The organism is Sinorhizobium sp. (assembly GCF_059070375.1).
The window spans coordinates 1,493,857-1,519,567 of record NZ_JCACWC010000002.1; the positions used below are offsets into that span (position 1 = coordinate 1,493,857).

At 62.8% G+C, this 25,711-nt stretch carries 22 protein-coding genes; 9 read left to right on the forward strand and 13 right to left on the reverse strand.

Features of this window, described 5'->3' with window-relative positions:
- Positions 1-8 precede the first annotated feature (8 nt).
- The 3 genes from AC5J09_RS11500 to AC5J09_RS11510 form a co-directional block, all read right to left on the reverse strand.
- On the reverse strand, positions 9-1,106 hold the full coding sequence (locus tag AC5J09_RS11500) for an ABC transporter permease (protein WP_324764360.1): 1,098 nt from the start codon (positions 1,104-1,106) through the stop codon (positions 9-11).
- Positions 1,107-1,255: 149 nt separating this feature from the next.
- Positions 1,256-2,239 carry a BMP family protein gene (locus AC5J09_RS11505; protein WP_275599609.1) on the reverse strand — a complete coding sequence of 328 codons (984 nt, stop codon included), beginning with the start codon at positions 2,237-2,239 and terminating at the stop codon, positions 1,256-1,258.
- 52 nt (positions 2,240-2,291) lie between these two features.
- Entirely contained in the window at positions 2,292-3,590 is a 1,299-nt protein-coding gene (locus AC5J09_RS11510) for an amidohydrolase family protein (RefSeq protein ID WP_324764359.1), read from the reverse strand.
- 467 nt (positions 3,591-4,057) lie between these two features.
- Here AC5J09_RS11510 and AC5J09_RS11515 point away from each other — a divergent pair, with 467 nt between their 5' ends.
- The 5 genes from AC5J09_RS11515 to AC5J09_RS11535 are packed head-to-tail and all read left to right on the forward strand — an operon-like array spanning position 4,058 to position 9,590.
- Positions 4,058-4,837, forward strand: coding sequence for a GntR family transcriptional regulator (locus AC5J09_RS11515; RefSeq protein ID WP_324764358.1), 780 nt, complete (start codon positions 4,058-4,060; stop codon positions 4,835-4,837).
- Between the two features lie 49 nt (positions 4,838-4,886).
- On the forward strand, positions 4,887-5,750 hold the full coding sequence (locus tag AC5J09_RS11520) for an FAD binding domain-containing protein (RefSeq protein WP_324764357.1): 864 nt from the start codon (positions 4,887-4,889) through the stop codon (positions 5,748-5,750).
- Entirely contained in the window at positions 5,747-6,232 is a 486-nt protein-coding gene (locus AC5J09_RS11525) for a (2Fe-2S)-binding protein (protein ID WP_100670864.1), read from the forward strand. Before AC5J09_RS11520 ends, AC5J09_RS11525 begins: the two co-directional genes overlap by 4 nt.
- Positions 6,229-8,547 (forward strand): xanthine dehydrogenase family protein molybdopterin-binding subunit, encoded by a 2,319-nt coding sequence (locus tag AC5J09_RS11530; RefSeq protein WP_494297625.1) that lies wholly within the window; start codon positions 6,229-6,231, stop codon positions 8,545-8,547. Before AC5J09_RS11525 ends, AC5J09_RS11530 begins: the two co-directional genes overlap by 4 nt.
- Entirely contained in the window at positions 8,547-9,590 is a 1,044-nt protein-coding gene (locus AC5J09_RS11535; protein WP_494297626.1) for a CobW family GTP-binding protein, read from the forward strand. The genes AC5J09_RS11530 and AC5J09_RS11535 overlap by 1 nt, the downstream gene beginning before the upstream one ends.
- A gap of 210 nt (positions 9,591-9,800) precedes the next feature.
- Here AC5J09_RS11535 and AC5J09_RS11540 read toward each other — a convergent pair whose 3' ends face one another.
- From AC5J09_RS11540 to AC5J09_RS11560, 5 genes are all read right to left on the reverse strand, one after another.
- The gene (locus AC5J09_RS11540; RefSeq protein ID WP_338284173.1) at positions 9,801-11,192 is read right to left on the reverse strand and encodes a nucleobase:cation symporter-2 family protein; all 1,392 of its coding nucleotides are present in this window, start codon (positions 11,190-11,192) and stop codon (positions 9,801-9,803) included.
- A gap of 78 nt (positions 11,193-11,270) precedes the next feature.
- Positions 11,271-11,903: a UbiX family flavin prenyltransferase gene (locus AC5J09_RS11545; protein ID WP_324764353.1), complete on the reverse strand. Its 633-nt coding sequence runs from the start codon at positions 11,901-11,903 to the stop codon at positions 11,271-11,273.
- 30 nt (positions 11,904-11,933) lie between these two features.
- Positions 11,934-13,307 (reverse strand): UbiD family decarboxylase, encoded by a 1,374-nt coding sequence (locus AC5J09_RS11550; RefSeq protein WP_494297629.1) that lies wholly within the window; start codon positions 13,305-13,307, stop codon positions 11,934-11,936.
- Between the two features lie 141 nt (positions 13,308-13,448).
- Positions 13,449-14,390 (reverse strand): amidohydrolase family protein, encoded by a 942-nt coding sequence (locus AC5J09_RS11555; RefSeq protein ID WP_003532048.1) that lies wholly within the window; start codon positions 14,388-14,390, stop codon positions 13,449-13,451.
- A gap of 39 nt (positions 14,391-14,429) precedes the next feature.
- On the reverse strand, positions 14,430-15,356 hold the full coding sequence (locus tag AC5J09_RS11560) for an amidohydrolase family protein (RefSeq protein ID WP_324764351.1): 927 nt from the start codon (positions 15,354-15,356) through the stop codon (positions 14,430-14,432).
- Between the two features lie 311 nt (positions 15,357-15,667).
- On the opposite strand from AC5J09_RS11560, the gene AC5J09_RS11565 reads away from it, so the two are divergent.
- The gene (locus AC5J09_RS11565; protein WP_324764350.1) at positions 15,668-16,162 is read left to right on the forward strand and encodes a DUF2243 domain-containing protein; all 495 of its coding nucleotides are present in this window, start codon (positions 15,668-15,670) and stop codon (positions 16,160-16,162) included.
- A 15-nt stretch (positions 16,163-16,177) separates the two neighbouring features.
- Here the strand turns inward: AC5J09_RS11565 and AC5J09_RS11570 are convergent, their stop codons facing one another.
- The 5 genes from AC5J09_RS11570 to AC5J09_RS11590 all read right to left on the reverse strand — a co-directional run bounded on the left by AC5J09_RS11570 (position 16,178) and on the right by AC5J09_RS11590 (position 22,133).
- On the reverse strand, positions 16,178-17,059 hold the full coding sequence (locus tag AC5J09_RS11570) for a dihydrodipicolinate synthase family protein (RefSeq protein ID WP_275599618.1): 882 nt from the start codon (positions 17,057-17,059) through the stop codon (positions 16,178-16,180).
- The gene (locus AC5J09_RS11575) at positions 17,059-18,705 is read right to left on the reverse strand and encodes an ABC transporter ATP-binding protein (protein WP_324764348.1); all 1,647 of its coding nucleotides are present in this window, start codon (positions 18,703-18,705) and stop codon (positions 17,059-17,061) included. Before AC5J09_RS11575 ends, AC5J09_RS11570 begins: the two co-directional genes overlap by 1 nt.
- Complete coding sequence (locus AC5J09_RS11580; RefSeq protein ID WP_324764347.1) at positions 18,698-19,621, reverse strand: ABC transporter permease; 924 nt, start codon at positions 19,619-19,621, stop codon at positions 18,698-18,700. Before AC5J09_RS11580 ends, AC5J09_RS11575 begins: the two co-directional genes overlap by 8 nt.
- A gap of 14 nt (positions 19,622-19,635) precedes the next feature.
- Positions 19,636-20,550, reverse strand: coding sequence for an ABC transporter permease (locus tag AC5J09_RS11585; RefSeq protein WP_003532054.1), 915 nt, complete (start codon positions 20,548-20,550; stop codon positions 19,636-19,638).
- A gap of 83 nt (positions 20,551-20,633) precedes the next feature.
- Positions 20,634-22,133, reverse strand: a complete 1,500-nt coding sequence (locus AC5J09_RS11590) for an ABC transporter substrate-binding protein (protein WP_494297630.1) — start codon at positions 22,131-22,133, stop codon at positions 20,634-20,636.
- Between the two features lie 317 nt (positions 22,134-22,450).
- Between AC5J09_RS11590 and AC5J09_RS11595 the strand changes: the two genes are divergently transcribed.
- Genes AC5J09_RS11595 through AC5J09_RS11605 form a run of 3 tightly spaced genes read left to right on the forward strand, consistent with a single transcriptional unit; the run spans position 22,451 to position 25,706 of the window.
- A complete protein-coding gene (locus tag AC5J09_RS11595; RefSeq protein WP_324764345.1) occupies positions 22,451-23,641 on the forward strand; it encodes a sialidase family protein in 1,191 nt (396 codons plus the stop codon).
- The gene (pdxA, locus tag AC5J09_RS11600) at positions 23,638-24,603 is read left to right on the forward strand and encodes a 4-hydroxythreonine-4-phosphate dehydrogenase PdxA (RefSeq protein WP_494297631.1); all 966 of its coding nucleotides are present in this window, start codon (positions 23,638-23,640) and stop codon (positions 24,601-24,603) included. Before AC5J09_RS11595 ends, pdxA begins: the two co-directional genes overlap by 4 nt.
- Positions 24,600-25,706: an iron-containing alcohol dehydrogenase gene (locus AC5J09_RS11605; RefSeq protein ID WP_324764343.1), complete on the forward strand. Its 1,107-nt coding sequence runs from the start codon at positions 24,600-24,602 to the stop codon at positions 25,704-25,706. The genes pdxA and AC5J09_RS11605 overlap by 4 nt, the downstream gene beginning before the upstream one ends.
- The last annotated feature ends 5 nt before the right edge of the window (positions 25,707-25,711 follow it).

Genomic DNA, 25,711 nt, shown 5'->3' on the forward strand with positions numbered 1-25,711 from the left:
GGGTCCACCTATTCGGAAGGGCGCATCGACGGGATCCGCAACACGGCAAATCCCACGACCGAGAGAATGACGATGCCCTGAATCACGAGCACGAGAACCTGAGGCACCTGCGCCGTGATCTGCATGAGCTCGGAGCCGCTTCGCAGGATTGCAAACAAGAGGCCCGAGAAGACCGCTCCGATCGGATTGTTGTTTGCGAGAAGAGCGACGGCGATCCCTTCGAAGCCGTAGCCCGGAGAGATCGACTGAAAGAGCCGCCGGGTGACGCCGGCGATCTCGAAGGCACCTGCGAGCCCGGCCATGCTGCCGCTCAGGCAGATCGACAGCATGATGTTCCTGGGAACGCTGATCCCGGCATAGCGCGCGGCGTCCGGGCTGATGCCGACCACCCTCAGCGCATAGCCCCGGGTGCTGCGAAACAGGAAAACATACATCACGACGGCAAGCGCCAGGGCGACGAGGATGCCGATGTGGAGGCGGGTCTTCGGCAGGATGCGCGGCATCCACGCCTCCTGGACCAGCCGGGCGGATTGCGGATAGGCCGCAGCCGCATCCCGCAACGGGCCGGTCACGAGATAGCTCGTCATGATGATGGCGATGTAATTCAGCATGATCGTCGTCACGATCTCGCTCGCCCGGAAATAGACCTTCAGAAGTCCGGCGATCGCCGCCCATGCCGCACCGGCAAGAGCGCCTGCAAGCATGACGAGCGGCACATAGACCCATGCGCTCAATCCGTCGAAGGAAACGCCCACGGCGGTTGCGGCGATGGCGCCGGCATAGAATTGCCCCTCGGCGCCAATGTTCCAGATGCTGCAGCGGAAGGCGACGCAAAGGCCGACGCCGATCAGGATCAACGGCGTCGCCTTCAGGAGAATTTCGGCGATCGAGCGGGTGTCCTGGAAGACGCCAAGTACCATCACGTCGATCACGGCGCGTGCTTCGTAGCCGTTGAAGGCAAGAAGCGCCGCCCCGCATGCGAGAGCCACAACGACAGCGGCGACCGGCTGGATGATCGTGCGTAAAGGACCGAGCAGGCCTCGCCAGAGGGCGCCATAGGCCTGGGGGACAACCGCCAGCGGCTGTCCGCTTTCACTGTTTGCCATGAGTTTGCTGCCTTCGGATTAGGAAAAGCCTGAAGCTTTCCATCGAACGATCGATCGAAGCGGTTATCGTGGCCGGATGGGGCGCATGCGAACGGCCGGGCCGGCCCGATCCTTCGGGCAGTGCCCCATCCTTCTTGTACCTGCGGACGTTATCTCTGCCGGGTCTTGATTTCACCGGCTGCGATCTTGCCCTTCACCTCATCGACGTATTTGCGCACGTCCTCCGTCACCGGATTTGCAGCCTGATCATTGTAGGTGAACCTCATGACGTCGGCATCTTTCAGGCCGAACTCGACATTGGTCGTCGGCTTTTTGCCGTTCTTGATGTCCCCGACGATGCGGATGACGCCCCGGGCATAGTCGGCGACGTAAAGCCCGAGAATGTTCTTGGGAGCGACCGAGGTGTAGTCGCTGAAGATGCTGAACGTCTTGACGTCGGCACCGGATTCCGCGGCTGCCTGGAATCCCCCCACCGTCGCCCCTGAAGCATTCGGCAGCACGAAGTCGGCCCCTTGCGAAATCAGGCTGAGGCTTGCCTCCTTGGTCGCGGTCGCGTCGGTGAAGTTGCCGATATAGACTTCACTGACGGGGAAGTCCGGCGCGACGCTTCGCACGCCGTTGGTGAAACCCTCGAAGGCCTCCTTTATCGGCGGGATCTCCATCCCTCCGACGAGACCCGCCTTCTTCCCCGTCTTGGCCGCGATCACGCCCATCAGGTAGAAAGGTTGGCTCGTATCCGTGTTGAGGCCGATGACATTTCCCTCGGATATGTAGCTCGAGGAAATGAGAAAGACCGTATCGGGATATTCCGGCGCGACCTCGAGAGCGGCATCCTGAAACTCGAAGCCGTGCCCGAGAATGACGTTGTAGCCCTGGCTGGCGAAGTCGCGGAAGGCTTTCTCGAAGGATGCAGGGTTCTGCTGCAGCTCGACATAGCTGACCTCGGCACCAAGTTCCTTCTCCACGCCCTTGAGCGCGTTGAAGCCTATCCTGTTCCATCCTTCTTCCGAAATGCTGCCGGGAACCAGCAGTCCCATCTTGAACGATGCGCCCCCGGCGAAAGCCGGCCCGGCGGCAATGAGCGCGGCCATTGCGACCGCCGACGCCAAACAGCCTCTTCTCGTAATCATCATGATGCTCCTCCCTTCCTCTCCTCATCATGCCCGTCCGACGGCTTGTTGCCGTTCAGGGGACATCTTCCAATGCGCGTATGGCCTCCATGGCAGGCGATGCGGGTGCTGCAACCGGCCGGCCTTTCACGAGGACCTGCATGCAGTCGGGACCCCCGCTGACGAGCGCGTTGACATCCTCGCAATCGGTGACGACGAGGTCCGCCCAGGCGCCCTCGCGGATGCCGTAATCGGTGCCGAGATTCATCATGCGTGCCGGTATTGCGGTGATCATGTCATAGGCGGTGGCAAGCTCGTCGCCCCGCAGGTGCCCGGCAAGCAGCGTCCAGCGCGCGATCTCGAGCATGTCGCCCGAGCCGGTCGGCACGAACGGATCCTGGATATTGTCGGATGCGGTCGCGATGGCGACCCCCGAACGGATCAGTTCGGCGACGCGCGTCAGACCGCGGGGCGGCAACATGTCGTGGCTGCGGCCCTGCAGGTAGAGATTGGCCGCAGGCAGTGTCACGACGGCGATGTCGAGATCGACCATCTGGTCGCGTATGCGCTCGAATTCCTTCCTCGGCAGCGCGCTCAGGACGGATGCGTGCCCGAGGAGAGTGCGACCCTGCAGGCCAAATCTCCGGACCCGCTCGAACACGGCGTCGAAAAGCGGCCGTTCGGGGTTCAGGTGTTCGTCAAGGTGCAGATCGATGGGCCGGCCATGCCGCTCGGCCGCGGCGAAGAGGATGTCGAGATACCGCATCGGGTCCTCGGCGACCGCCGGGGTGCCCCCGACCGCGTCGGCCTGTTCGACTGCGGCATCGATGTTCTTCTCCAGCCATTCGATATCCTGGTTGGGATGCGGCGTCATGAACGCGACGAGTTGCAGCGTCAGCCGGTCCGCCCATTCCGATCTCAGCCGTGCCAAGGCATTGATGCCGTTGAAGCCGGCATCCTTGTCGACATTGATGTGGCTGCGGATCGCCGTGGTGCCGCGGGCAAGGCAGCGTTCCATGGTTCGTGCCGCACGTCGCGTCACGTCTTCTTCCGGCGCCTGGCGGGCATATCTGGCGAATGCCTCCCGCGCTCCCTGCAAGGTTCCCGAGGGATTGGGCGTGAATTTGAGGACGCCAGTCTTGTCCAGATGCTGGTGGACGTCGACGAAGCCCGGCGAGACGAGCGCGCCGCGGAGATCGACGCCGATCACATCCGGGCCTGCTTCCAGGCGATGGCCGATGCTGGCGATGCGCCCGTCTTCCCCTATGAGAATGTCGCGTTCAGCGCCTGCCGCGGCTTCACCGGCGATGCGGCAGCCACGCAGGAGAAGTGCACGGCGGGCACCGCCATGACGGGTTCCGAGAACCGTATGCATCGAGTGACTCCATTCCATTCCGTCTGGCCCATTCCGTCCGGCCCATTCCATCTGTATGGAGACTAAGAAGCGGCGATTATTGAGGCAATTTCATAATAGATATATATTGTTTCGGTTTGCTTATGAATTGTCCGGCAGCTCCGCATCGCCCAGTGCAGCGTACGGCTGCGAAAGAAATAAAATAAGATAATGGCATGCAAGTCGCCATTCCATCCCCTGAAAAATCAGTTGCAACGGGATAAAAACGGGTTTTTCACCGGAGTTGGAACCGATGAAATTCCGCAAGTGATTTCATTCAGCCAAATTTATGCGTGGTAATCCGGCGGAAATGCGAGCAATCTGCAAGGCGTACGCTGTAAATACGCTGGCGTCATGAATATAGGTGTCGACATTGCCGAATAATACATAACGTTGACATCCGGTCATCCAAGTATAGATTGTTGACAATCTAATCTGGAGTGTTTCGGATGGCCGCGTCGCCCTTTCCCAGGAGTGCAAGATACCGTCCCCCTGCCGGGGCCGCGATGAGCGGGCCTGAGGCCGAGCAGCGTGTCGTCCAGGTCATCGTCGAGGCGATCATGCATCATCGGGTGGCCCCCGGCGCCAGGCTGATCGAGCGCGAGCTGGCCATCGCCTCCGGCGCCAACAGGTCGGCCATACGCAACGGGCTCATGCGCCTGGCGCATGCCGGGCTGGTGGAACTCAGTCCCAACAAGGGAGCGTCCATCGCCATGTGCTCGCCCGACGAAGCGCGGCAGATATTCGACGCGCGCATCGTGATCGAGACAGCGACGGTCGAGAAGCTCGCCGGCACGATCGGCGAGGCGGAGCGTGCGCGCCTGCGGTCGTTCGTGGAGGACGAACGCAACGCCTATGAAGAGGGCCGCATGGAAGAAGCCCGGCATCTGTCCCGGCGGTTCCATCTGCTTCTGGCGGAAATGGCCGGCAACGACGTGCTGACCGGGGTGATACGCGATCTCATCAACCGCCAGCCGCTGCTCTCCTGGTCAAGGCCGGACACCGAGCCGCGCTTCTGCGGCAATCACGCGCATTCCGAGATCGTCGAAGCGATAGCAAGCGGAGATGGCGAAAGGGCCGCCCGCCTCAACACGGAGCACCTGCGGGCCCTGGAACGTGAACTGGTGGCCGATCGAGCAGCGGCCATGCAGGCGTTTCGCTCCGTTCAGGCTAACGCGGGGTCCGGCGAAACCGAACGAGGGGAGGATGGCGACCCCGGTTTCGATTGAATCAGTGCGGCACGCGGCGGCGACCGCTGTTTTTTGGGAGGAGGAATGCATGAAACCGTTCGAATATTACGAGCCGGCAAGCCTGGCGGAGGCCAGCGATCTGCTGAGGCGGCTGGGCAAGGATGCCAGCATCATCGCGGGCGGCACCGATCTGCTGGTCGAGATGAAGGAGGAGCTTCGCAGCGTCCTTCACGTCGTCAACATCAAGAAGATCCAGAACCTGAGGGATTTTACCTATGATCCGGCCGCCGGGCTTCGCTTTGGCGCGCTGGTGACGGTCCGGGAGATAGAGACCTCGCCGCATGTCATCGGCAACTATCCGAACCTCGCCAAGGCGGTAAGCCTCCTCGGCTCGGTGCAGGTGCGCAACCGGGCGACCGTGGTCGGCAACATCTGTCGCGCCTCGCCCTCGGCGGATACGATCCCGCCCCTGATCGCCGACGGCGCCAGCCTGACCGTCTATAATGGAGGCACCGAGCGGACCGTTCTGCTGGAGGACTTCTTCACCGGTCCCGGCCGGACTGTTCTTTCGCCCGGAGATATCGTCACCGGCATATCCCTGCCGGCGCCCCGCCCGACGAGCGGCCGCGCCTACATCAAGCACGGCCGCCGCAAGGCGATGGAACTCGCGACCGTCGGCGTTGCCGTCAGTATCGAACACGCGGCCGGGCACTGCTCGGACATCCGCATCGCGCTCGGCGCCGTGGCGCCGACCGTGATCCGCGCCCGCAGGACCGAGGACCTTCTCAGGGGACGGACGATCGACGCGGCGCTGCTGGCCGAGGCTGCGGAAAGCGCAATGCAGGAAGCCACTCCCATCGGCAATGTGCGCGCAAGCGCGGCCTACCGCCGCGACATGGTCGGCGTGCTTACGCGCCGGGCGATCGGCTACGCCATGGGAGGTGCACAATGAACCGGCTCGTTTCGATGACGGTCAACGGCGAGGCCCGTGAACTCGCGGTTGCTCCCAACCGTACGCTGCTCGACGCGCTACGCAACGAGGGCAGTCTCACCGGAACCAAGAAAGGCTGCGACGTCGGAGACTGCGGCGCCTGCACGGTCATCATGGACGGAAGGCCGGTCAATGCCTGTCTGGTGCTCGCCGTCGAGGCCGAAGGCGCGACGATCGAGACCATCGAAGGCCTGCAGCCGGCTTACGACCGGCCGCACCTGCTGCAGCAGAAATTCATGGAGCACGGCGGTGCCCAGTGCGGCTTCTGCACACCGGGCATCATCATGATGGCCAAGGCGCTGCTCGACGAAAACCCGGACCCGAGCGAGGACGAAATCCGCTTCGCTCTAGCCGGCAATATCTGCCGATGCACCGGCTACACCAAGATCATCGACGCTGTTCGGGCCACGGCCGAGGAACTGAGAAAGGCGGAGACACTATGAACACCTATGAAAGGATCGACAGAGACCTGTCCGACCGGGACTTCACCGTCGTGGGCAAGAGCGTCAAGCGGTCCGATACGCTGGAGAAGGTCACGGGGACGGCCAGATATGCAGGCGACGTCGCCTTGCCCGGCATGCTCCATGCCAAGATGAAGCGCAGCAACATCGCGCATGCGCGCATCAGGAGCATCGACACGAGCAAGGCGCTGGCGCTCGAGGGGGTCAAGGCGGTGCTGACGCACCGGGACGTCCCGCGCGTCCTGCATGCGGGCTCGCCGCATCCGCGCTCGGCATCCGTTACCAAGGACCAGTACATTCTCGATGACAGGGTGCGATATTGGGGCGAGGGCGTCGCCGCCGTCGCTGCCGTCAGCGAGGAAATCGCCGAGCGCGCAGTCGCGCTCATCGAGGTCGAGTACGAGCCCTTGCCTGGCCTTTTCACCATCGAAGCCGCATCGGAGCCCGGCGCTCCGCCGATCCATGAGAACGGTCTCGACCGGAACCAAGTGCTGCCGCCGGTCTTCGTCACCCGCGGCGACGTCGACAGGGGTTTCGCCGAGGCGGATCTGATCCTCGAGCGCGAATACGATCTCGGCCGCCCGACACCGGCCTATATGGAGCCCAATGTCTGTGTGAGCCAGTGGGACGGCAACGGCAAACTCACCATGTGGACCTCGACCCAGAGCGCATTCATGGTCCGCGGCACGCTTGCCGAAGTGCTCGGTGTACCGCTGAACAAGGTACGCGTTATCGTCGATCACATGGGCGGCGGCTTCGGCGCGAAGCAGGATCTTTTCCAGAACGAATTCCTCTGCGCCCTGCTTGCGCGGCAGACGGGGCGTCCGGTCAAGATGGAGTTCAGCCGCAAGGAAACCTTCCTCGGCGGCCGCTCGCGTCACCCCGGCAAGATATGGCTGAAGCAGGGCTTCACCAAAGACGGCCGGATCGTCGCACGCGAAGCCAGGGTCACCTTCAACTCCGGCGCCTACGGCTCGCACGGTCCCGGCGTCACCAATGTCGGCACTGCAGCGCTGACCTCGCTCTACCGCTGCGAGAATGTGCGGCTGGAAGGCCGCTGCATCTATACCAATTCGCCGATTGCCGGCGCCTTTCGCGGCTACGGCGTCGTTCAGACATATTATGCGCTCGACCTCATGATGGACGAGGCGGCCGAGAAGCTCGGCTTCGATCCGGCCGAGTTCAAGCTGATGAACGCCGTACGCGAGGGCGACATGGCACCCTCCGGGCACCCGATCGTCGGACATGGCCTCGGGGATTGCATCCGCCGCGTCATGCAGGAGACGAACTGGCACGACTTGCGCATGCGAGAGAAGCCGGAAGGCGTCAGGCGCCGCGGGATCGGGATCGGCTGCGAAATGCATGGATCCAGTGCCTATCCGGGTATCAAGGAACAGGGCAACGCAATCGTGAAGATGAACGAGGACGGAACGGTGACGCTGATCACCGGCACCGCTGGGCTCGGCACCGGCGCGCACACGGCGTTGTCGCAGATCGTCGCCGAGGAACTCGGCGTGCCCTTCGAAGCCGTCTCGGTCGTCCAAGGGGATACCGATATCGTCCCTTGGGATATCGGTGCCTTCGCCAGCCACACGACCTATCTCGGCGGACGGGCGGCTCAGCTCGCAGCCGCCGACGTGCGCAGACAAGTGCTCGAACACGCCGCGCCCCTGCTCAAGGCCGAGCCCGAGGATCTCGCGATCCGGGACGGTTTCGTCGTCGTCACCAACGGCTCGAACCGCAGCATCCGGCTTTGCGAGGCCGTCGGGCCGCAACGGGGAATGCCGGCGGTGCAACTGGTCGGCGTAGGCACCTACATGCCGACCAAGTCCTACTCCTTCGCCGCCCATTTCGCCGAAGTCGAGGTGGATACCGAAACCGGCGAGGTCGCCGTTATCGAGGTCGTGCCGGTACACGAGATCGGCAGGGTCATCCATCCGATCGCCGCGGCCGGACAGATCGAGGGCGGCATTCAGCAGGGCATCGGCCACACCCTCAGCGAGGATTATGTCATCGACCTTACCGATGGCCGTTCCCTCAATCCGAGCTTCGTCGATTACAAGATGCCCTTGTCGATGGACATGCCGTCGATCCGCACCATCATCCTCGAGACGGCGCCGGATCCCGGCGGTCCCTACGGTGCCAAGGGCGTCGGGGAGGATCCGATCATCGCGATCGGACCGTCCATCGCCAACGCTATCTACGACGCCATCGGCGTCCGCTTCCACCACTATCCGATTACGCCGGAGCAAGTGTTGAACGCCCTCAAGTCCAAAGTCAACGAAACGAGGCAGTGATGCAGACCAACCATCTTCAGGACAGCAAAATTCCCGTCACCATCCTGACCGGCTTCCTCGGTGCCGGAAAGACAACGCTTTTGAACCACATATTGACGGAACGACACGGTCACCGCATCGCGGTGATCGAAAACGAATTCGGCGAGGTGGATGTGGACTCGGATCTCGTGCTCGCCTCCGAGGAAGAGATCTACCAGATGAAGAACGGCTGCATTTGCTGCTTCGTCGATGTGCGCAACGATTTGATAGAGGTGCTGCAGAAGCTGCTTGCCCGAAAGGACAAGTTCGACCACATCCTGGTCGAGACCAGCGGGCTTGCCGATCCGACCCCCGTCGCGACGGCTTTCTTCATCGATGATGAAATCGGCAAGCACGTAACGCTGGACGGCATCGTGACGCTGGTCGATGCCAAGCACATAGGGCAGCATATCGACGATCCCGTCCTGGACGGACGCGACAACCAGGCCGTCGACCAGATCGTCGCCGCCGACCGCATCATCATCAACAAGATCGACCTCGTATCGGAAGGAGAGATCGCTCCGCTCGAGCGCGGCATGCGCAAGCTCAACCAGACCGCCGAAATCGTACGCTCGAGCTACGGCAAGGTGGAGCTGTCAAGCATTCTCGGCATTTCAGGCTTCGTGCCGTCCTACGTCGCCGAACGTGCCAAGCTGCTCGACCTCGATCACCACCACGATCATCACCACCATAACCATCATCTGCATGACGCGACGGTCAGCTCGGAATCCTTCGTCTTCGACCGGCCTTTCGACCAGCGCCGCCTGACGGACTATCTCTCGGGCCTGCTTCGGGAGGAAGGCGACGACATCTTCCGGACCAAAGGCATCATAGCGATTGCCGGCGATGCTCGTTTCTTCGTGCTGCAGGCGGTGCACAAGCTGATGGACTTCCGTCCGGACCATGTCTGGGGGAAGGACATGCCTTACACGAAGCTGGTCTTCATCGGCCGCAACCTCGACCGGGCGGCGCTGGAAAAAGGACTGGAGCTTTGCCTTGCCTCGGCGGGCAATACGGATAATTGATCCGGGGGAATGACGCCAATCCGCCGAGGCCGGGAGGCTTCGGCGGATTTGTCATGTTTGAGCGCGAACAGCGGATCCCACTTGCCGCAGCCGGCCGGAAAAGGCGAGGGCAGAAGGGGGTCACCTCACCCGCTGTTGATTGCATAAAACCGCACTGCCCCCGGCCATGGCCGGGGGCAGTGCATGCCGTGCATTCGCTTGCGGGTGCGCCTAGCCGGGATGCCGCATGGCCCCCTCACCGACCAAATCCGGCTGCACCTCCTCGCGCGGAGGAACGCCGTTGAAGAGCAGGTTGAGCAGCACCGCCGAGAAGGTTCCGACGAGAACGCCGCTGTGGAAGAACCGGTCGATGAACTCCGGCAGCTGGGCGAAGATCTTGTCGGCGACCACCGGGATCATCGCGAGGCCGACGCTGACGGCGACGATGTAGAGGTTGCGGCGGTTGTCCACGAAGTTGACCCGGGCGAGAATCTTGACGCCCGTCGCCGAGACCATGCCGAACATCACGATCGCGGCGCCCCCGACGACATAGCTCGGTATCGACGCGGTGATGAATGCGATCTTCGGCAGGCAGCCGAGAAGGATCAGCACCACGCCGCCCGCGGCAACCGCCCAGCGGCTCATCACACCGGTGATCTGGAGCAGGCCCACATTCTGGGCATATGTGGTGTATGTGAAGGTGTTGAATATCCCGCCGATAATGTTGCCGAGACCATCCGTGCGCAGCCCGCGCGCCAGGTCGGCTTCGCTGATCGTGCGGCCTGCCATGTCGCCGACGGCGAGGATCTGGCCGGTCGCTTCGATCATCATGACGATCATGACGGTGCAGAGCGCAACCGTCGCCCACAGGTCGAATATCGGCATGCCGAAGGCGAACGGCGTCACGACCGTGATCCAGCTCGCATCGGCGACCCCTTGGAAATCCACCTTTCCGAAAGCGACAGCGATGGCAAATCCGATCCCTATGCCGAACAGGACGGCCAGGTTCGCGAGAAATCCCTTGAGAAAGCGGGTCATCAGGAGAATGGAAACCAGCACGATGGCAGCGACCGCAAGAGCGAAGGGCTGACCGTAGGCCGGATTGGGAATGAGCCCGTCCGGGCCTTTTATCATGGGTTGACCACCCGCCGCCCAGTTTACTCCGACCCGCATCAGGGACAGGCCGATGACCAGCATCACCGTTCCGGTGACCACCGCCGGGAAGAAGCGAACCCAGCGGCTGAAATAGGGGGCGGCCAGAAGCGTGAACACGCCGGATGCGATGACCGCACCGAGAACGCCGGGCATTCCGAGGTCCGGATCCGTGCCCGTGGCGATGATCGGGGGAACCGCGGTAAAGCCGATGCCCATCATGATCGGCAGACGCGCGCCGACGTTCCAGATGCCGAGACACTGGATGAGGGTGACGATGCCGCAGCAGAAAAGATCCGCGCTGATCAGCATGGCGATCTGATCCTTGGAGAGATTCAGCGCGCTGCCGATGATCAGGGGAACCGCGATGGCACCGGCATACATCACCAGGACATGCTGCAGGCCGAGCGCCGCCAGTTTCGGCGCGGGAAACATTTCTTCGATAGCATCGCACTTCGAGTCCGTATTCATTTCGCTCCTCCCATTATTTTTCCAAGAGCCTAGCGCCGAACCCCGACCCTCCTCCGGCCGGCGAACGGGCGGTATTCCTCACCTCATCTTCACCTCGATATCTTCACGTGGGCGGGAAGGGACGGCAGCGCGCCGCCCGCTCCAGCGATGTGCGAGCCCGGTATCGATATCGAACAGATCAAGGACGCGTGCCACGGTATGATTGACCATCTCGTCCAGCGTCTGCGGACGGGCATAGAAGGCCGGGACGGGGGGACAGATGATCGCCCCCGCCTCCGTCGCCTGGGCCATCGAACGAATATGGCCGATGTGCAATGGCGTTTCGCGCAGCATGAGAACCAGCCGACGGCGTTCCTTCAGCGTTACATCCGCCGCCCGGGACAGTAAGCCGGAAGTTACGCCGGTCGCGATTTCCGAGAGGGTCTTGATCGAGCAGGGTGCAACGATCATCCCCAGCGTGCGGAAAGAACCGCTGGAGCACGAGGCGCCGATGTCCTTGTTGGAATGGACGCAGCAGGCGAGGGCTTCGACGTCGGCGACCTTGAAGTCCGTTTCCATCGCCAGCGTGATCTGGGCGGCACGGCTCATCACGAGGTGCGTCTCGATGTCCAGATCCCGCAGGATCTCCAGGAGCCGGATGCCGTATATCACGCCGGAGGCGCCGCTGATGCCGACGATGATCCGCTTTCTCTGTTCCCGGTCCGCCTTCATCGCTTTCACCTCCAAGCGTCGCCATTTTCTCTAAGGACGGCCGAATTTCGCGAGAATCGCCGAAGCGCGGTCGAAGGCAGCCTCGTCGATCCTGGCGAGCACGCCGTGAAAATCAGGCCCGCGGGTCGCGTCGAGGCCCATGCGGGACGTCGTACCGATACCGGATGCCGAAGGGTCGAGCGCGTTCCCGGGCAGCCCTTCGATGATGACGACATCCTTGTGCGGCTGGAAATGGGCAGACATGGCCCAAAGGACGTCGGAATCCCGCGTTATGTCCACGTCGGCATCGACGGCGATCACGGTCTTCAGATAAGCATCCCAGCCGAGCAGGCCGAGCATGATCTGGCGGGCCTCGCCGGGTCTCGTCTGGTTGAGGGCGACATAGGCGTGAAAATGCGTGCCGGATGCCGGATAGTGGACCGCCGTCACGCTCGGGAAGCGTTGCTTCAGCTTTTCCACCATCTCCGCCTCGCGCGGAACACGGCCGAGATTGAGATGTTCGGACGAGTTGCCGCCGGCGACGCTGACAAGGATCGCGTCCTTGCGGCGCAGCAACGTCTCGACGCGAAACAGATTGTTCGTCGATCGGTCGGACGAGTAGCCCGTGAACTCTCCGAAGGGCCCTTCGGCAACCTGCGTTTCGGGCTCGATCACCCCTTCCAGTACGATTTCGGCATAGGCCGGAACCCGGATGCCGTATTTCGGCGTCCGTACCACCTCGAGCGGCTCGCCCATGAGGCCGCCGGCGACGTCGCGCTCGTCCTCACCGAACGCAAGGCGCGCCGAGGCTGCGATCATGAAGAGAGGGTGCGCGCCGATGACCATGGCGACCTTCAGGTTCTCGCCGCGGTCCTTGGCCATGTTGAGCAGCCGCCACAGATGTCCGCGCGAATGCAGGCTCGTCGCCAGCTCGTTCTTCGAATGGATCATGGCGCGGTGATAGCTGAGATTGCCGGCGCCGGTTTCGGGGTGCTCGGCGATAATTATGCCGCTGGTGATGTATTTCGCTCTGTCCGTCGCGAAGTGCTTCAGCATCGGCAGCGTGCCTAGATCGATGTCGTGCTCTTCCACGCATTCGGTGACCGGTCCGCTGTCGACCAGCCGCGGCGGCAGGGCTTGCCGCGAGCGTGCCTGATAGGCTTCGTGCAGCCGGTCCTGGGAGGTACCGAACATCCGGGCGATCCGCTCGCGCGATCCGAAGGTGTTGGCAATCACTTCGCCGCCGACGCCCTCGACGTTGCGAAAATGCAGGAGCGGCGCCCGGCCTTGCTGGTTGAGCTTCCAGATGAACGCCGATGCGTCCTGGTCGTCCGTGATACGGTCTTCGATGGTGAGTACGTCTTCGGGATGCGCCTTCTGGTATTCCCGGAGAAAGTAGCGGAGGTCCTGGCTGCCGAACTCCATAATACTGCCCTTCGCGGTGTCGTTACTTCACATGAGCGGGCAGCGGCCTTGGAGGGAGCCGCTGCCCTGGAGCGGGATGAGGAAAAATGCGAGCGATGTTCCGCCCGAATCCCGCTCTGACTGGGGATCGACCGGGGCCGATCAGGCAGGAGTAGGCTGGCGCTCCTCTCGCCTCAGACCCGCATAGGTATCGGTCAGGCGCGCCTGAGCTTCCTCGAGATTGCGTGGCGGAGGGGTCGGGTCGATGCCGACGAGCTTGGCGATGTTGTTGCCGAGATAGCCCTCGAGATCGTCCTCGGAAAGCCCGAGGCCGTGGGGCGGTTCGTGGCAGAGAACCTCGAGCTCGCGCAGCCACATGCCGGGTTCGTTCGGCGGCGAGTCCGTACCGAAGACGATCTTGTGTTTCGGCAGCTCTTTCGCGAATTCGACGATGCGGGATTGGAAGCACCAACCGGACTCGCAGTAGACGTTGGGTGTATCCATCGCCATCCAGAAAGACTCGAACGAGTAGTTGCCCCCGGTCTGGATCCCGAAATGCCCGATGATGAAATTGACCATCGGGAACTCGCGAATGATCGGATAGAACATCGTCGGAATGGTGTAGGGCCCGTCACCGGTGTGGATGAGCACGACCACTCCGAGTTCCGCGCACTTCTTCATCGCCGGGCGAAGCCAGTCGAGGGCCCGGTCGGGCCGGTAACCATGCATGTTGGCATGCAGCTTCAGCATCTTGAAGCCGTATTCCTTGACATGGAATTCGAGCTCGGCCGCGCCGTTTTCCGGCCCCCAGCGGGGATTGTAGTTGAAGTTGCCGATGAAGCGGTCCGGGTATTTTTGGCAAAGTTCGGCGATATACGCCATGTAATCGCGGATGCCTTCGCGGCCCATGCGGTTGCCGTCGCGATAGCCTGTATTGCCGGGCGGCGGCTGGATGAAGCCCATGTCGATCCGGCGAGGCTTGCCGTTGATCATATAGGGTCCGTCCATCAGTTTCAGCATGCGCTCGCCGTTGAAGGGCGTGCCGGTGTGGCGCCATGCCTCGTCGACCAGATTGGTCGGGTGGAGGTGGGTATCGATGATCATGCTATTTCTCCGATTTCATGAAACGCGCGTGCGGAAGGCTCATGCCGGCTGAAGGCTGGCATGGGTGCCCTTGAGGCGGGCCTGTGCCTCCTCCAGGCTGCGCGGCGGCGGCGTCGGATCGAGACCGATCATCCGGGCGATGTTGTTGCCGAGGTAGTCCTCAAGCGTATCCTCGTCGAGGTTCAGCCCCTGGGGCGGCTCGTGGCACAGCACCTCGAGAAGGCGCAGCCACATTCCCGGCTCGTTCGGGGGTGTGTCGGTGCCGAACAGGATCTTGTGCTTCGGCAGTTCCTTGGCGAATTCGACGATGCGCGACTGCAGGCACCAGCCGGATTCGACATAGATGTTCGGCGCATCCATCGCCATCTGGAACGGCTCGAAGACATAGACGCCACCCGTCTGCACGCCGAAGTGCCCGAGGACGAAATTGACCGACGGAAACTCTCGAATGATCGGATAGAATTCGGTCGGGATGCTGTAGGGGCCGTCGCCGGTATGCACCTTTACGATGAGGCCGAGATCGGCGCATTTCCGCATCGCGGGTCGCAGCCAGTCGAGCGCCCGGTCGGGGCGGTAGGCGTGCATGTTCGCCTGAAGCTGCACCATCCTGAAGCCGTATTCCTTGGCGTGGTGCTCGATTTCTTCGGCGCCGTTCTGGGTGCCGTAGCGCGGATTGTAGACGAAACAGCCGAGGAAGCGGTCCGGATATTTCTGAACGAGCTCGACGGTGTAGGACATGTAGTCCCGGATCGCCGCCTTGCCGGTCAGATCGCCGTAGCCGTCGGTGTAAATGGTGTTGCCCTGCGGGGGCTGGATGAAAGCTTTGTCGATGCGGCGCGGCTTCCCGTTCACATAATAAGGGCCGTCCATCATCTTGAGGAGGCGCTCACCTGTAAAAGGCTCGCCATCGTGCCGCCAGGCCAGATCCACAATCTTGGTCGGGTAGCAGCTAATGTCGATAATCATCAGTCTCTCCAAAGTTGCCGTCAATCCAATTCACGGATTGTCCGTGAGCGAAGCGCCCCGGAGTTCGACGTCAACTTTGCTGAAGGCGAGGTCAGAAAGATCCGTCGGGCTGCGGTCTGCGCGATCGCATGCCAGCAATTCCCGACCGGATGTTGTATCGTGAGATACTAACGCGGCTGACCGCTTCTACTGACGTGGAGAATACTAAGACAGCTTAGGTGGAATGAAAAGTACATTTCATCAAACTGATCAATTAATAAATATTTCGAAAGAATGCATTCTGTGAGTGGTTGCTGAGCGGAGTACAAATATTGGACGACACCGCAAAAGAAAACGGAGAATTTCCCGCTGCGGCCGGGATCCTCCTCGGCCTGGGGCTCGGGGGCTTCTTCGACGGCATCATTCTGCATCAGGTGCTGCAGTGGCATCACATGCTGAGCAGCGCAGGCTTTCCCCCCGACAGCCTGGAAAATCTGAGGCTGAATACGTTTTTCGACGGCCTCTTCCATGTGGCCACATACGTCTTCGTCGTGCTGGGTCTGATCGTCCTGTGGCGCCGTGGGCGGCGGACGCCCCTGCTTTGGTCGGCAAAGCTTGTTGCCGGTACCTTCCTCATCGGGTTTGGTGCCTTCAACCTGATCGAAGGCACCGTCAACCACCAGATTCTCGGCCTGCATCACGTCAACGAAACCGTGCCGCGCGACCAGTGGCTCTACTGGGACACAGGCTTTCTGCTCTGGGGAGCCTCAATGCTGATTACCGGATGGGTCCTGTACCGATCCGGAAAACGAGAGCGTTCGAGATGAACGGCTCGGGGCGCCTCACAACAGCCGGTGCCGCACCAGAATCTCCCGAATGCTTGCGTCCTGCTCCTCGCTCGGGAGCAGCGCCGGCTGGCGGGAGGCCCCGACGGAGGGATCCTGCAGGTAAAGTGAGCGCTTGACCAAGGCCGGCGGGAAGCCGAGGGCGTAAAGTTCGGTGCGGAAGGCGGTGTAGAGTGCCTGCTGGCGTTCCGCCTCGGCAATGTTCCCGTTGTTGAACGCGCTGAGAATGCCGGCGAGGACCTCCGGCATTGCATTGCCGAGGCCGGAAATGCAGCCGGCCGCACCGTTCTGCAGCGACCAGAGAACCAGATGGTCGGGCCCGGAATAGACTTCGAAGCCCGGGACGTCGCGCGCCACCTGCAGATAGGCCTCGAGCGTATCCTGCGCACCGCCGGAATCCTTGATCCCGGCGATATTGCCGTGCGAGGCAAGCTTCAGAGCCGTCTCCGGCTCGATATGGTTCTGGGTGCGAGAGGGAATGTCATAGAGATAGACGGGGGTCTCTACGGCATCGGCGACCGTCGAGAAGTGCCGGATCAGGCCGTCCTGCGTACAGGCGATGAAGAAGGGCGTGATGACGGCGATGCCGCTGACGCCGATGCGGTCGAAGGCGCGCGCGAGCTGCAGCGTCTCGAAGGTCGCGGGCATGCCGGCATTGACGATGACATCGACGCGACCGCCGACCTCGTCGACCACTTCCTCGGTGAGCCGGATCTTCTCCTCGTGCGTGAGCGCAGTGAAATCGCCATTGGTGCCGGCGCACATGATATTGTTGCCGGCGGCGACCTGACGGCGCACCTGGGCGCGGGTCGCCTCGTAATTGATGGTCTCGTCCTCGTTGAAGCAGGTGACGAGGGCGACGAACGCTTTCTTGGACATCAGTGACTCCGCTTTGGGACGGGAATGCCGGCAGCCTCGGCCGGCACCGATGCGAGGTGGCCGGCCTTTGCATCCGGATCGGGATCGAGGCTGGCCGCGAGAAGGGCGCGGGTATAGGCCTGGCGCGGGGTATCGAAGACCTCGCGGACGGTGCCGAGCTCGACGACCTCTCCCTGCTGCATGACCATGACGTAATCGGCGAAATCGCGAACGACCGGCAGGTCATGGGCGATGAAGATGAAGGCGATCCCCATCTCGCGGCGCAGCCTGTCGAGAAGCTCGATCACCTGCGCCTGGACGGAGACGTCGAGCGCGGAAACGGCCTCGTCGCAGATGATCAGCTGCGGCTCGAGCGCAAGCGCCCGGGCAATGGCGATTCGCTGGCGCTGGCCGCCTGAAAACTGGTGCGGATAGCGGCTCATGTGTTCGGCCGAAAGGCCGACCTGCACCAGGAGCTCCGCCACGCGTTCACGCCATTTCGCCTTGGGCAGGATGTCCGGATGGATGACCCAGGCCTCGGAGATCAGCTGGTAGACCGTCATGCGCGGGTTGAGCGATTGGGTCGGGTCCTGGAACACCATCTGGAGGTCGCGCCTGAGCTTGTAGAGCTCAGCCGGCGAAAGCGCGAACAGGTCGCGGCCCTTCCAGAGCGCCGTGCCGCCATCCGGCTCGTCGAGACGCAAAAGGGCCCGGGCAAGCGTCGATTTGCCGGAGCCGCTTTCTCCGACGACAGCCATTGTCTCGCCGGGCATGAGATCGAAGGAGATGCCCTTCAGCGCTTCGAAGGAGCCGTAGGTCTTGCGCACGTCGCGCACGCTGAGCAGGGGTTCGGCGCGCGCGCCGGGTTCGTGCATCACGCCCTTGCCGGGCGCGGCGGCGATGAGCTTCTGCGTGTAGGGATGCTGCGGGTTCTTGTAGATCTCGCGCACGGTTCCCGCTTCGACGATGGCGCCCTTTTCCATCACGACGACCCGGTCGGCGATCTCGGAGACGACGCCGAGATCGTGGGTGATGATGAGCACCGCCATGCCCGTTTCGCGCTGAAGCTCCTTCAGAAGCTTCAGCACTTCCGCCTGCACGGTCACGTCGAGCGCGGTGGTCGGTTCGTCGGCGATCAGGAGGTCCGGCCGGAGCGCCAGCGCCATGGCGATCATGACGCGCTGGCGCTGACCGCCGGAGAATTCGTGCGGATATTTGCGCATTGCCCGCTCGGGCTCGGGAATCCCGACGCGGCGAAGGAGCCGCAGCGCCTCTTCGCGCGCCTTGCTGCCGGCGAGCCCGTGCGTGGTCATGGCTTCCGAGATCTGCCAGCCGACGCTGTAGACCGGATTGAGATGGCTGAGCGGATCCTGAAAGATCATGGCGACCCGGCGGCCGTTGACCTCGCGCCGTTCCTCGGCAGGCATTGTCAGCAGGTCCCTGCCGTCGAGCAGGATTTCGCCGGCGCTGATGCGGCCAGGCGGCATGTCGATGAGGTTCATGATCGCCGAGGAGGAGACGGACTTGCCGGAACCGCTTTCACCGAGGATCGCGAGGGTCTCTCCCTTGTCGAGGTGATAGGAGATCGACTTCACCGCATGGACCACGCCGGTCGCGGTGTGGAACTCGACGGAGAGGTTACGGACCTCGAGCAGATGTTCAGCCATTTTTGCCGCCCTTCATTTCGAGACGCCAGCGCTGTACCGGATCGAGCGCGATCCGCATCCAGTTGGACAGCAGGTTGAGCGACATGGTGGTGAGAATGATGGCAAGGCCGGGCCAGAAGGAGAGCCACCAGGCATTGGTGAGATATTGCCGGCCCTGCGAGATCATCAGGCCCCAGGTGATTTCCGGCGGCTGAATGCCGATGCCGAGGAAGGACAGCGCGCTTTCCGCCAGCATGACATAGGCGAAATCGAGGGTGGCGAGCGTCGTCAGCGTCGGCAGCACGACCGGCAGGATGTGGCGGAAGAGGATGCGCTTGCTGGAGGCGCCCATGACCCGGGCCGCCTGCACGAACATGCGTTCGCGGATCTCCAGCACTTCGGCCCGCGTGGTGCGCAGATAGACCGGAATGCGGGTGATGGCGAGCACCAGCATGAGGTTGAGGATCGAGGAGCCGAGCACATAGAGCACGATCACCGCGATCAGCAGAGACGGGAAGGACATGATCACGTCGGCGAGACGCATGATGATCTGGCTCATGCGCGGCGAGGAAAAGCCGGCGATGAGGCCGAGAACGGTGCCGATCACCGAGGACAGGATCACGGCGCCGGCGGCGACCATCAGGGTGTTCTGGGCCGCAACGATGATGCGGGCGAAGAGCGGACGGCCGAGCGCGTCGGCGCCCATCCACCAGACCCAGGCGCGTGTCCAGTCGAATGGCGGCAGATTGCGGCCGCGCAGGTTCTGCTTCGTCGCCAGGTCGCCCAGCCAGGCCGGGCCGATGACGGCTATGACGAGGATGACGAGAAGGAAGATCGCGGCGCAAAGCGCGAACTTGTCCGCCAGCAGCATGCGCAACATGCGTATCGGAAAGGACGGCTCTGCGGCGATGACATTGTTGGTGGTTGCCAGGGTCATGGTCCGTCGCCTCCTCAGTGCCGGATGCGAGGATCGAGCAGCGCATAGGCGAGATCGATCAGCACGTTCATGAGGAAGATCGCAATGGCCGTGACGAGGATCGCCGCCAGCACCACGTTGAAATCGCGCTGCAGGATGGAATCGATCATGAGCTTGCCGACGCCGGGAAAGCCGAAGATCGTCTCGACCACGACCGCGCCGTTAAGCAAGCTTGCCGCCTGGTCTCCGACTACGGTGATGACGGGCAGCATCGCATTGCGCAGAGCGTGGATGAAGATGATCGGCCCGGACTTCACGCCCTTTGCCCGTGCGGTCTTCACGTAGGCCGAGGACAGTGCGCTGACCATGGAGCCGCGCACCACCTGGACGATGATGCCGAAGGGGCGGACGAAGAGAACCGCGATCGGCAGGATCCAGTGCACGACCGATCCGGTGCCGGATGTCGGCAGGATCGCGAAGTTGATCGAGAAGATGACGATGGCGACGATCGCCAGCCAGAAATCCGGAACCGACGCGCCGATGAGCGAGACCATCGACGACAGCCGGTCGAAGAAACCGCCGGAGCGGAAGGCACCCAGCGAGCCGACGACGATCGCCGCTCCCGTGACGAGCGTCATCGTGATGACGGCAAGCCAGAGGGTCCAGGTGAAGGCTTCGAGGACGACATCGAGCGCAGGGCGGGCCTTGCGCAGGGATTCGCCGAGATCACCGGTGACGACATCTCCCACATAGCGGGCGAACTGGACGAGGATCGGATCGTTCAGTCCGTGCAGCTCGCGGAACTGCTCCTTCATCTCGGCGGAGGCTTCGACGGGCAGAAACAGCGCCGCCGGGTCGCCGGTCATCCGGGACAGGAAGAATACCATGACGATCAGGCCGATGAGCGAGATCAGGCTTGCGAGCGCACGTTGGCGGATGAATCTGAGCATGGCAGCCCTCGATTTTGCATGAGGCGGCGGGGGTCCCGCCGCCGGAAGTTTCATTTCGAATGGCCGCTCGTCCGCGGTTCAGATCATTTGATCTTGATCTCGGAGAGCTGCAGCATGGAATTCGTCGCCATCGTGGGCTTGAAGTCCAGTCGCTCGGACACCCGCGAGAAACCGACCATGTGGAACAACAGCACATCTGCCACCACGTCGTCATGGACATAGGCGATGAGCTCGGACCAGAGCTTGGCGCGTTCGTCTCCGACGGCAGCCGAGGCACGGGCGATCAGGTCGTCGACCTTCGGATCGGAAAAGCCCGACTGCGTGCCTTCGGAGTCGTATTTGAAGAACATCGAGAAGGAGGGGTCGCCCTTCGAGTTGTCGTGCATCGCGGCAACCAGCTGCGGACCGCGTCCTTCCTTGAAGGGCTTCGAATAATAGACTTCGTGCTCGGCGACTTCTACGAATTTGAGCTCGACCTTGAGCCCGACCTCCTGCAGCTGCGCCTGGATGGCCTCCATGATCTCGGTCACGTTCGGGAAGTTCGCGGTACGCGCGATAATGGTGATCGGCGTGTCTACCTTGACGCCATCGGCCTTGGCCTTTTCGATGAGCTTCTTGGCCTGCTCCGGATCGTAGGGGAAGACCTTCACGTCGGGGTTCCAGCCGAGCGTCGGCGGCGGAACGATCGCGGTGGCGAGGACGGCGCTGTCGGGCACCAGCGTACCGAGGAAGGCTTCGCGGTCGATTGCAAGGTTCAGAGCGCGACGGATGCGGACGTCGTTCAACGGCTCGATATTATGGTCGATGCGCAGATAGACGGTTTCGCTGTCGAGATAGGAGAAGTCGGTGGCCGGGTTGGTCGCCTCGGTCTGCGAGATGGACGGCGACAGATCGGCCTCACCGGTCTGGACCATGGCGGCGCGGACCGCAGGATCGGCGCGGAACAGATAGGTCGCCTCGGTGACCTCGGGCTTTTCGCCCCAGTAGTCGTCGCGGGCGGAAAGCACGATCTGCTGTCCGGGCGTCCAGTCGGTCAGCTTGTAGGGGCCGGTGCCGACGGGTTCGCGCACGAATTCCATCGGCGTCTCTTCCGGCACGATCGTCAGCAGCGACAGGAGCAGCGGCAGGATCGGCTGAACCGGATCGACCGTGAAATCGACGGTCGTGTCGTCGACGACGTCGATCTTGATGTTCATGCCGCCGAAATAGCGGCGCGACTCACAGGCATTCTTGTCGCTCATCACGCGGTCGAAGCTGTACTTGACGTCCTTGGCGTTGAAGTCGGTGCCGTCGGAGAACTTCACGCCCTTGCGCAAGTGAAAGCGCCAGCTGCCATCCTCCTTCTGCTCCCAGCTCTCGGCAAGGCGTGGCATCAGGCCCTTGCCCTCGCGAAGGTCGAGCTCGGTCAGGGTCTCGCTGACGTTTTGCATGATGATGCGGCCGATATTGGAGCGCGTGGCCATGCAGGGTTCGAGCAGGTCCGCCTCTTCCGGCAGAACGATCTTGACCGGCCCGGATGCCGCGAAGGCCGGGGCGAGCGCGGAGCCCAGCATCAGGGCTCCCATAATCAGTGTTCTTTTCATTTGCATTCTCCTCCCTCTAGGATCTTGTGTGTGGCGCGGCGACTTCGTTCGCCTCTCTCCATGCGGGCTGCGGCAATCAGCCTCCTCGCCGCTAAGCGCCCTTCTGCCGCCCGAATTGCCCAGACCATCCGATTTCTTATCAAGTTTGTCAAATTATTTTCGCCGTCAGTCTGGAATGAAAAATTTTGAAACAGAAAAAATAGCGTAAAAACAGCAACATGTAGACAGTCAAACGCGAGTAAGAATGCGCCGTCTAAAAATAGAAAACTTGACAACTTTCGAAATTCCGCGATTGTCCGATCTATGAGGAGGCTTTCATGACGCCTGACGAAATCGCAAACGCAATGACCGGCAAGCTCCGGGAGACCGGGGGAGGGCGATTGGAATCGCTCCTGCCCTCGCCCATGGTGCAGAACCACGCAGCCTTTCTGCACAGGCTCGAGGACGGAAGTCTCGTCTGTGCCTGGTTCGGTGGGACGCTCGAGGGAAAATCCGACATTTCGATCTTCGCGTCGGTGCTCGCCCCCGGCGCCGCGCAATGGGGCGAGCCGCAGCGGCTGAGTTTCGATGCCGAGCACTCCGAGCAGAACCCGGTGCTGTTCACGGCGCCCGACGGGCGGCTCTGGCTTTTCCACACGTCGCAGCCCTCGGGCAACCAGGACGAATGCCGCATTCGCATGGCCGCAATCGAGAGGGATGCCGCTGATCCGACCAGGCTTGCCGCTTCCGAGGGGCGCTATCTCGACCTGCCGCGCGGCTGCTTCATCCGCGCGCCGCTCGTCATCAGAGATGACGGGGCATGGCTGCTGCCGATCTTTCGCTGCATCCAGCGCCCCGGTCAGAAGTGGAACGGCAGTCACGACAATGCGGCCGTCGGCATTTCGACCGATGGCGGCCGAAGCTGGCAGCTCGCCGACCTCGCCGGTTCGATCGGTTGCGTGCACATGAGCCCGGTGGCTGTCGGCGACACCCGCTACGCGGCTTTCTTCCGCCGCCGCCAGGCGGACCAGGTCTACCGCGTCGAGAGCGTCGACGGCGGGCGGACGTGGAGCCTCCCGGCGCCGACCGACGTGCCCAACAACAATTCCTCGATTGCCGTCGGCAGGCTCGGGGACGGCCGGTTGGCGATGATCTGCAATCCGGTGAATGCGGCCCTTTCGGCCGACCGGCGCGCATCGCTTTACGACGAGCTCGGAGACGACGACGGCCGGCCCGACGCCGATCCTTCAGGCGGATGTGTGCCGATCTGGGGCGTGCCGCGGGCGCCGGTGAGCGTCTGCCTGTCGGCCGACGGCGGGCGCACCTTCCCCGACCGTATCGTGATCGAGGACGGTCCGGGGACCTGCCTTTCCAACAATTCGACCGACGGACACAACAAGGAAATGTCCTATCCGTGGCTCCTGGAAGGGGACGACGGCAGTCTGCACGTCGCCTACACCTACCATCGGCGCGCAATCAAATATGTCCGTCTGCCGCCCGGGTGGGCCGACGAGGGGAGAAACAGATGAGCAAGATTATCGGCATCACCATGGGCGATCCCTGTGGCGTCGGACCGGAGATCACGGTCCGGTCGCTTGCTGAGATGTCGGCTGCGGACCGGGAGGCGACCCGCATCTACGGCAACCTTGCGACGCTTGAGGCTGCAAGGGAGGCACTTGGCCTCTCGGTCGAGCTTCAGCCCTATGTCGTCGACCTTCCGGTCGAGGGCGCGCCGCTCGCCTGGGGCAGCCTTTCGGCAGTGGCAGGCGACGCAGCCTTCCGGTTCATCGAGCGCGCGGTCCGCGATGCCCAGGCAGGCAACATCGGCTGCATCGTCACGGCGCCGATCAACAAGGAAGCACTCAACAGGGCGGGCCATCATTACGACGGCCATACCGGGATGCTGCGCAGCCTGACCGGATCGAGCGCCGCCTATATGCTGCTTGCCTCCGAGCGACTCAAGGTCATTCACGTCTCCACCCATGTGTCGCTCAAGGAGGCGATCGGCCGCGCCACCACCGAGCGGGTTCTTGCCACGATCCGCGCCGGCAACGCGCATCTGAAGCGCATCGGCTACGAGCACCCGCGCATCGCGGTCGCCGGCATCAATCCCCATTGCGGCGAGAACGGCTTGTTCGGCACGGAAGACGATGATCAGATCGGGCCTGCGGTGGCGGCCGCGCGTGAAGAAGGCATCGATGTGCAGGGCCCGATCTCCGCCGATACCGTGTTCCATCGCGCCTATTCGGGAGGCTTCGATCTGGTGGTCGCGCAATATCACGACCAGGGTCATATCCCGATCAAACTGGTCGCCTTCGATACGGCGGTCAATGTTTCCGTAGATCTTCCGATCGACCGCACCTCCGTCGATCACGGGACTGCCTTCGATATTGCCGGAAAGGGTATCGCCAATCACGGCAACCTGAATTCCGCGATCGCCTATGCGCGCAAACTCGTGGACGGCAAGGCAAGCAGAAAGGCAGCGTCATGATCACGATCCATCAGCCGCGCCGACTCGTCGTCGGCGCCGGAAGCATCGGGGAAGTCGGCGCCTGGGCCGGTCAGGTCGGCTCCACCCTGGTCATCGCGACGCCGGTCACGTCTGGATTTGCCGACAGCCTGAAGCTCTCGGGCAAGGTCGATTTATTCGACGCGATCCCCGGCGAACCGGATATCGCGACACTCGAGGCGGCGCTGGATGCCGCGCGGAAAGCTCGCCCGGACCTGATCGTGGGTCTTGGCGGCGGCTCGGTGATGGATGTCGCCAAGCTGGTCGCGTCGCTCTGGGACTCCGGGCAATCGCTCGCCGATGTCGCCGGGCCCAATCGCGTGGCCGGCCGCAACACGCGTCTTGCGCAGGTCGCGACGACCGCCGGCACGGGTTCTGAGGCCGGAATCCGTTCGCTGATCACCGACCCGGGCAAGGGCAGCAAGATCGCGGTCGAAAGTCCGCACATGATCGCCGATCTCGCCGTGCTCGATCCGCAACTCACCTACAGCGTGCCGCCTGCCGTCACCGCGGCGACCGGCGTGGATGCCATGGCCCACTGCGTCGAGGCCTTCACCAACCGCAAGGCCCATACGATGATCGACGGCTTCGCCCGCATGGGGTTCAACCTCGTCGGCAAATATCTCGCCCGTGCCGTGCGCGACGGCGAAGATACCGAAGCGCGCGAGGGGATGATGCTGGCATCCTATTACGGCGGCATATGCCTCGGTCCCGTCAACACGGCGGCCGGGCACGCCATATCCTATCCGCTCGGCACGCTGCTGCATCTGCCGCACGGCCTCGCCAATGCGATCATCTTTCCGCATGTGCTCGCCTTCAACCAGCCGGCCGTCGCGGCAAAGACGGCGGAAGTCGCGGATGCCCTGGGGCTTGGCAAAGATCTCTCGCAACGTGATCTGCTGTCGGCCGCGAAAGGTTTCTGCGCCAGCCTCGGAATAGAGATGTCTCTGGCCGCCAATGGCGCGAAGGAGTCCGACCTGCCGCGCTTTGCCGCCGATGCGCATGCGATCCGGCGGCTGATGGACAACAATCCGGTCGACATGAGGGAGGCGGATGTGCTGGAGATCTATCGGGCGGCGTTCTAAGGCCT